The sequence below is a fragment of the Flavobacterium rhizophilum genome (assembly GCF_046000485.1).
Taxonomy (GTDB): domain Bacteria; phylum Bacteroidota; class Bacteroidia; order Flavobacteriales; family Flavobacteriaceae; genus Flavobacterium; species Flavobacterium rhizophilum.
In genome coordinates this window covers 107,362-114,283 of record NZ_JBELQB010000011.1, presented here as the reverse complement: position 1 = coordinate 114,283, position 6,922 = coordinate 107,362, and the positions used below count along the sequence as shown (strand labels likewise).

At 37.6% G+C, this 6,922-nt stretch carries 7 protein-coding genes; 2 read left to right on the top strand and 5 right to left on the bottom strand.

The window, feature by feature from the left end:
- Positions 1-11: 11 nt before the first annotated feature.
- Both ABS768_RS14310 and ABS768_RS14305 read left to right on the top strand, forming a co-directional pair.
- A complete protein-coding gene (locus ABS768_RS14310; protein ID WP_035135378.1) occupies positions 12-950 on the top strand; it encodes a PorP/SprF family type IX secretion system membrane protein in 939 nt (312 codons plus the stop codon).
- 100 nt (positions 951-1,050) lie between these two features.
- Entirely contained in the window at positions 1,051-1,218 is a 168-nt protein-coding gene (locus ABS768_RS14305) for a hypothetical protein (RefSeq protein ID WP_408075624.1), read from the top strand.
- A gap of 74 nt (positions 1,219-1,292) precedes the next feature.
- Here ABS768_RS14305 and ABS768_RS14300 read toward each other — a convergent pair whose 3' ends face one another.
- From ABS768_RS14300 to ABS768_RS14280, 5 genes are all read right to left on the bottom strand, one after another.
- Entirely contained in the window at positions 1,293-1,760 is a 468-nt protein-coding gene (locus tag ABS768_RS14300) for a hypothetical protein (RefSeq protein WP_408075623.1), read from the bottom strand.
- 118 nt (positions 1,761-1,878) lie between these two features.
- Entirely contained in the window at positions 1,879-2,835 is a 957-nt protein-coding gene (locus tag ABS768_RS14295; RefSeq protein ID WP_408075622.1) for a glycoside hydrolase family 5 protein, read from the bottom strand.
- Between the two features lie 3 nt (positions 2,836-2,838).
- The gene (locus ABS768_RS14290) at positions 2,839-4,077 is read right to left on the bottom strand and encodes a glycoside hydrolase family 27 protein (protein ID WP_408075621.1); all 1,239 of its coding nucleotides are present in this window, start codon (positions 4,075-4,077) and stop codon (positions 2,839-2,841) included.
- A 201-nt stretch (positions 4,078-4,278) separates the two neighbouring features.
- On the bottom strand, positions 4,279-5,298 hold the full coding sequence (locus ABS768_RS14285; RefSeq protein WP_408075620.1) for an IPT/TIG domain-containing protein: 1,020 nt from the start codon (positions 5,296-5,298) through the stop codon (positions 4,279-4,281).
- Between the two features lie 18 nt (positions 5,299-5,316).
- The gene (locus ABS768_RS14280) at positions 5,317-6,918 is read right to left on the bottom strand and encodes a RagB/SusD family nutrient uptake outer membrane protein (protein ID WP_408075619.1); all 1,602 of its coding nucleotides are present in this window, start codon (positions 6,916-6,918) and stop codon (positions 5,317-5,319) included.
- Positions 6,919-6,922: the final 4 nt, after the last annotated feature.

The window sequence follows — 6,922 nt, the reverse complement described above, 5'->3', positions numbered from 1 at the left end:
ATACACACACAATGAAAAAAACTTTTCTCCTACTAACTTTACTACTTACAGCATTTGTAATGCGTGCTCAGGAGTTAACAATACCAACACATACACAGTATCTGGCAGATAACCCTTATATTATTTCTCCTGCTTATGCAGGTATTGGTGACCATGTGAAAATAAGGCTTAACGGACTTACACAATGGGTAGGGATTAAAGATGCCCCTGATATGCAGTCACTGGCTGCAGATTTAAGGATAGCCGATAATACGGGTATTGGTATGTTTTTATATAATGACCGTAATGGTAATACCAGGCAATATGGTGGTAAAGTATCTTTTGCACACCATATTATATTAGATAAGTATACTAATCAGTTCCTTTCGTTTGGTATTTCGTATAACCTTAATCAGTTTAAGGTAGATATAGAAAATATTACAACACCCGATCCTTCTATAAACAACAATCGTTATGTGGTAAACCACAACTTTGATGTTGCATTACTATATAGAATAGGGGAGTTTTATATTAGTGCTACCGGTGCTAATATACTGAATAAGGATCTTGATATTTTTGCAATACAGGAGCCAAACAGACTTAGAAACTACCAGTTTTATACAGGTTATACATTTAAAGGAAGCGGTAATTGGGAAGTAGAACCATCTTCATTCGTTCAGTATTTTGAAAGTGACGGAAGGTCTACTACCGATATTAACCTTAAATTCCGTTATATGGATGGTGATGACTACTATTGGATAGGCGGGAGCTACCGTTTTCTTAACGATCAGTTAGGAAATCCAATAAATATTGGTCCAATGGTTGGATTAAATGTTTCGAATTTTTATTTTGCTTATTCATATCAGCTAACTACTAATGAGCTTCTTGCTTATAACAGTGGTACACATATGATAACTGTTGGTCTGGATATATTTCAGGGCATCAGTAACTGTCCTTGTACATGGCATTAAACACCTGCATCTGTTAATTGTTATGTTTGGGGGGATAACTAAAAATACGCTAAAAGAAAAAGAAAAGAAAGCTTAATGTTTCACTTAAAAATCTATGATTATGTATCAGGTTTTATGTTATTCGTTTGGAGCCTTCTTTTTATTAGCATCGGGGAAGCTAATCCTTGCGGGGATAGACAGAAACAATCTACGCTTTAGGAGTATAGGTGTTTTTAACCTGTTTGTCTCTGTAATCCTGCTTTTTGTAGGGGCTTGTTACCTTTGCTAAGGAAAAAACTGCTTAAACAAACAAAAAGAGCTGCCTTTTGGCAGCTCTTTTTGTTTGTTTAATGAAAGCTATAATTACTCTTTAGCATATATGAACAGTCCGTCTTCACCAAGATTTACATGAAGTTTTTTGTCTTTCATGTAAAACTCTACGTTGTCATCGGTACCGTCAGCATAAATTATTTTAAGTTTTTGCATCTCACCTTCGTTAACGATGCTGTATATACCTGTTTGTTCGTCACCCGGAACACTTTGTTTTATTTCATTTCCGTTTACAATCATTTTCATTTGTTTCAGCATATCTATTGTAGGAGCCATGCTTTCTTTAGCCTGAGCAAGAGCTTCCGCAGGAGCCTGTGCTTGTACTTCTTCCGAAAATTTTACGTCATTATTAGCAAGGTCTAAATAGATTCCCTGAGAACTTAATGCGTCTAAAGCTACCAGATTCCATGTACCCTGTAAGTCTTTATCGGTAATTTTTTGTGCAAATCCAACAGTTGTAGCCATACAAAATGCAAGGCATAGGTAAATTAAATTTTTCATAAATGTTTATTTTTCAGCGAATATAATTAAAAATAATTAGTATAGTGTTTTTGTATTTCACAAAAAAGCCTCACGCTAAGTGAGGCTCTCTCAAATTACAAAACTAACTCAACTTAACTTATCGTTTGTTCAACGATCTTAAATAATTACGGGTTTTAACACCACTTTCTTTCAAATCGTTTTCTTTCCACTCACCTGTAGAGGAGGCCGATTTTTGTAGCATACTACAGGTTTCATCCTTGTCGGATATAGACCATGTTATCCAGCTTAACCCGCGCTCTTCCATCCAGTCAATCCAGCGTTGCCATTCGTCATAATCCATGGGGCCGTCACCGCTGGCTTCCATACCAGCACTTTCAGATATAAATATCGGTAACCCCGATTCTATAGCCTTATCGGTACGGTCTCGTAGCTCCTGTTTGTGTGTCGCAGCATAAAAGTGAACGGTATACATTAGATTGTCAAAACCTTTAATAGGATCGGAAGCAGGGAGGTTAATGTCCTGATCCCAGTGTGGGCAACCTACCAGTATAATATTGTCAGGATCATTTTTCCTGATAACTTTTATAATCTGTTCACTGTAAGCCTTAACATCAGTCCAGTTTTCATCGTCCGGTTCATTAAATATCTCATAAATCACGTTAGGATAATTGCCGTACTTTTTTGATATCTGATCAAAAAACAGTTTGGCTTCTTCAAGATTAATATTATGGCTATGCCAGTCTATTATTACATAAACATCGTTTGCAATAGCACCTTCAACAACAGCCATTATTTTTTCTGTAGCGAACTGAGGATTTTGAATGTAAGTATCATTACCTACTTCAATGCCCATAGCAGCACGTACTACATTTACTTTCCAATCATCTTTAAGCCATTTTACAGCATCCTGATTGTAAAAACGGGGCCAAAAGCTGTGCCAGCCAAAACTAACACCTCTCAGCATTATATGTTTGCCTTTTTCATCTGTAAGTTTAGTGCCCTTTACACTTAACTGCCCGTGCTTTGAAACCTGAGCAAAAGCAGTAAAACCAAACAACAGCAAAAAAGCTATATGTTTTATTCTGTTTGTCATTTTTTATTTTTTAGAAAGTCTAAGTACTACAATATCATGCGGAGCAACTTTATCTTTAAATGCTTTTTTGGTTGTACCTGCTTTTTTATGATTCCATACGTCATAAATATCATAGGTTACAGAATCAAATGATGTTTCTAAATTAAAGATGTCGTCTTTAATGATGTGTTCTTTCCAGTTAAAGTTAATGCTCTTGTCTTCTTCGCTTCTGTTAAGGAAAGCAACAGCCCAGTCGCCATTTTCAAGTGGCTTAACCCATGTTTCAAGTCCGTTGTCATTTTTGTATCTAAAACCCTGTATGCCCAGTTTATCCTGATTAATGGCAATCATGTCTTTATTGGTAAGTATATCCAGAGTTTCTTTGCTCATGTTTCTAAAGTCGTTACCTGCAATAAGAGGAGATGCTACCATGCACCAAATACTAAAATGCGATTTATCTTCGGTATCGTTCATTTCGTTACCCACTTCCATCATGTCAAAATCATTCCAATGGTCTGGTCCCGAATATTTCCTGATACCTTTTCTCATATCAACAATTTTCATGAAACCCCATGAAGACCAGTTTTCAGGATGTTTGAATTCGCAGTCAAAACAAGGATAGATGTCGCCCGATATTCTCCACATGTTACCTAGTGGTTCACCCCATTCCCAAGGTTGGTTATCGCCCCATTCGCAAAGGCTGAAAAGTATGGGCCTTCCGGCAGTTTTAAGAGCATTGCTCATTGTAGTATATGCCTCTGTAGCATTAATACCTTCAGTATTACACCAATCGTATTTTAAAAAATCAATACCTAATGATGCATAAAAACGTGCATCCTGATATTCGTAACCTCTGGTTCCGGGATAACCTGCACATGTTTTAGTACCTGCACAGTTATAAAGTCCAAATTTTAAACCTTTAGAATGAACATAATCTATAAGAGCTTTCATTCCGCTTGGGAATTTTTTAGGATCGGGTACTAAATTTCCGTTTTCATCCCTTTCATGTGTCATCCAGCCATCGTCAAGCACTATGTAGGTATATCCGGCATCTCTCATGCCCGATGATACCATGATATCGGCAGTTTGTTTTACAAGGTTTTCGTCAATGTTGGTAGCAAAGGTATTCCATGAGTTCCACCCCATTGGCGGAGTCATGGCAAGGCCTTCAAATTTTGTAGGTTCCTGTTTATAAACATTTCCCTGAGCAAAAGCCGTTACACTTAGTGCCAAACTTAAAAAGCTGTAAATAATATTTTTCATTCTTAAAGTTTTATGCAAGGTTGTACTATATATTAATTATGCGATTTATTTTGGATGCCAAAAATGTTGTGTTTTCAATACTGTTTACAGTATTGGTTATTTTATGTTTGGTATTCATGCGGGCTATAAATGATTAAAACATTCCCTGATTTATAATCAGGGAATGTTTCACAAAAAACAAAATTACAATGTATGAGCTTATTAGTCTACGGTATAACCAAAGTTGTCAAAATAGTAATTGTGGGTTTCTCCGGTAAATTCCTGGAATGAAATATTTTGCAGGGCTTCAGGCATTCCGCCAAGCTCTTCCCATGTGAAACGTACATCAATCCATTCTTCGGTAGTTTCAAACGAATAATTTGCATCTCCCCAGTTATTACCATTAAAAATAAGTACCAGTTTACCTGCATCGTCAGAACGTACAGCAAAGTGGATCCCTGTGTACTGAGAGATTTGGTCATCCCAGTTCCAGTTACCCTGTATGTTATCCCATCCGGCAATTTCTTTTTTGATAAAAGTAGTTCCCTGGTAAGCATCGGCCTCATTTGTTATATATTCATGATTGTTCCATGCTTCAATATCCCAAGGGGCGTAGAAAGCATCATCATAAATAGCCGTACCAATGGCAGTATCCCACTCAGAAGAGCCTGATATAGTTTCAACCTGTACATATTTTCCGTTAGATCCCGCAGGAACAATCGCAACAATTTGGTTAATACTGCTTGAAACAATTTCTGCCTCAACGCCATCAATAGTAACTACCGGATCAAGGAAATACCTTCCGTATATGGTAATTTCTTCTCCTTCGGCAGCATTTATAGGCTGGAAGCTTTTAAGAGTAGGTGCCGGTGGAGCCACTACAAAAGCGTATATTGCAGTACCACGTGGAGTAACTACCTTAAGTTCGTTTGAAGCATTTTCATAAGGGGTATCTTCATCAATAGTTACAAAAATAACTCCGTCTGTTACTAGGGTTGGGTTGAAATAGGTATCAACGTCGTTAAAATATATTTTTTCGGTACCTGTAAAACCTGCACCACGCACAATGTACATGTTGTTTGCGTAGCCATATTCTACAAGCGAGTCGTTCTCTGCAAGGCTAACGCTTTCAATGCTCGGTTTTCCGGGTGTAATACTGTCGTCATCATTACATGAGACTACAAATAATATTGCGAATACAGAAAGTAAGCCCAATATATGTTTTAATCTAAAGTTCTTCATAACTCTGTTTTTTTAATATTAGTCAAATGAATATGGTACCGGATCTTCTAATAGCAAAGGGTTTTTAGCTACTTCATTATCAGGATAATCCAGGTAGAAGTCAGATTCATCCGGAGTAAAATGCTCTTCAAGATCTTTATTACCTCTGTTTTGTGCTGCCATTATAGCAATAGCCTGAGATCTTGGTATTCTTCCAAGGTCAAACCAAAAATCACCTTCAAAACAAAGTTCACGTCTTCTTTCAAGGAAAAGCTCATCAAAAGTAAATGAGGTAACACTTGGTAAACCAGCCCTGTTTCTTACAGCATTGTATGAGCTTAATGCAGCCGCATCTGAAGTGCTTCCCGCCCCGCCCAGGGTAGCTTCTGCATGTATAAGTAACAAGTCAGCATACCTCATAATGTAAGTGTTGTTTTCCATCATATTCCAGGCATCTATAGGGCCTGTAACATCACCATTAACGATACCTATACAGTATTTTTTAATGGCAGCACCGGCTCCCTGACCGCCTATTTGGTCTGCCTCAGGAACAACAAAACCTGTTTGTTCTTCAGTACCACTGTTAATACGAACCTTTATGTTAGGATATTCATCACCCGGCATCATGATAGTTTCTTTTCTTCTTACATCGCCCGGTTCAGTGTATACATTGAAAATTGCATCCTGAGAAGGACCGAATACACCACCATAAGAAGCGTTTGATGTAGTGATTGCTGCTGTACTGATACCAAACTGAGTGTTACAGTTGCTGGCAGAACCGTAGTTACCGTCGGTTACCCACTGGATAGCAAAAATTGATTCTTCATTGTTGTTGTTAGGGTAAGTAAATAAATCACCAAAACTTTTGTCGGGTAGCGATTCACCACCAAGTAATTTAAACTCACCGCTATTGATTACTTCTTCAGCTATTGTTTTAGCATCAGAATATCTTTGCTGATACAGGTACACCTTAGCCAGCATTGCTTTAGCTGATCCCTTAGATACACGAGCATTAGCGGTGTAGTTTGATGACCTTGTTTTGTCGTATAGATTTTCAATAGCTGCCTGATAATCCATTTCGATTAAAGTGTAAACATCTTCAATCCTGTTTTTATTGATTACAGGGTTTGCTGCAAAATCAAGGTTATTTTCAATAATTGGTACATCACCCCAAAGTCTTACTAAATAAAAGTAAGCAGTAGCTCTCATAAAATAAGCTTCCCCAATAGTGTTTTGAAGTACTTCCGGACTTACACCGGGTCCAACACGCTCTGGTAAGAAGTTAATAATAAGGTTCGCCTGAGCGATATTTGCCCATAGTGAACTCCATCCGTTAACAAGTTCAGGATCACTACCGTTTAGAGAAAAGGTTCTCATTGCATTAACGTCGCTAGATCCTGTATACATATTACCCGAACCTACTTCGGTAACAGCAAAGAAAAACTTGTTATGAAACTGGAACCAGGTTCTGGCATACATACCATTTGTGGCAGATGTAACCTGTTCGTTTGTGCTGTAGTAGCTGTCTAAAGAGATAGTATCTTCCGGCGGGCGGTTTGTAAACTCTTCGGCACAGGAGGCAAGCATTGTAAGCACTAATGCCAAACTACATATTTTGTATAGATTAAAAAATCTTTTCATTTTC

Bases quoted from the DNA above. Each gene is read 5' to 3' on its own strand.
- ABS768_RS14310 (WP_035135378.1), top strand. From the start codon at position 12: ATGAAAAAAACTTTTCTCCTACTAACTTTACTACTTACAGCATTTGTA.
- ABS768_RS14305 (WP_408075624.1), top strand. From the start codon at position 1,051: ATGTATCAGGTTTTATGTTATTCGTTTGGAGCCTTCTTTTTATTAGCA.
- ABS768_RS14300 (WP_408075623.1), bottom strand. From the start codon at position 1,760: ATGAAAAATTTAATTTACCTATGCCTTGCATTTTGTATGGCTACAACT.
- ABS768_RS14295 (WP_408075622.1), bottom strand. From the start codon at position 2,835: ATGACAAACAGAATAAAACATATAGCTTTTTTGCTGTTGTTTGGTTTT.
- ABS768_RS14290 (WP_408075621.1), bottom strand. From the start codon at position 4,077: ATGAAAAATATTATTTACAGCTTTTTAAGTTTGGCACTAAGTGTAACG.
- ABS768_RS14285 (WP_408075620.1), bottom strand. From the start codon at position 5,298: ATGAAGAACTTTAGATTAAAACATATATTGGGCTTACTTTCTGTATTC.
- ABS768_RS14280 (WP_408075619.1), bottom strand. From the start codon at position 6,918: ATGAAAAGATTTTTTAATCTATACAAAATATGTAGTTTGGCATTAGTG.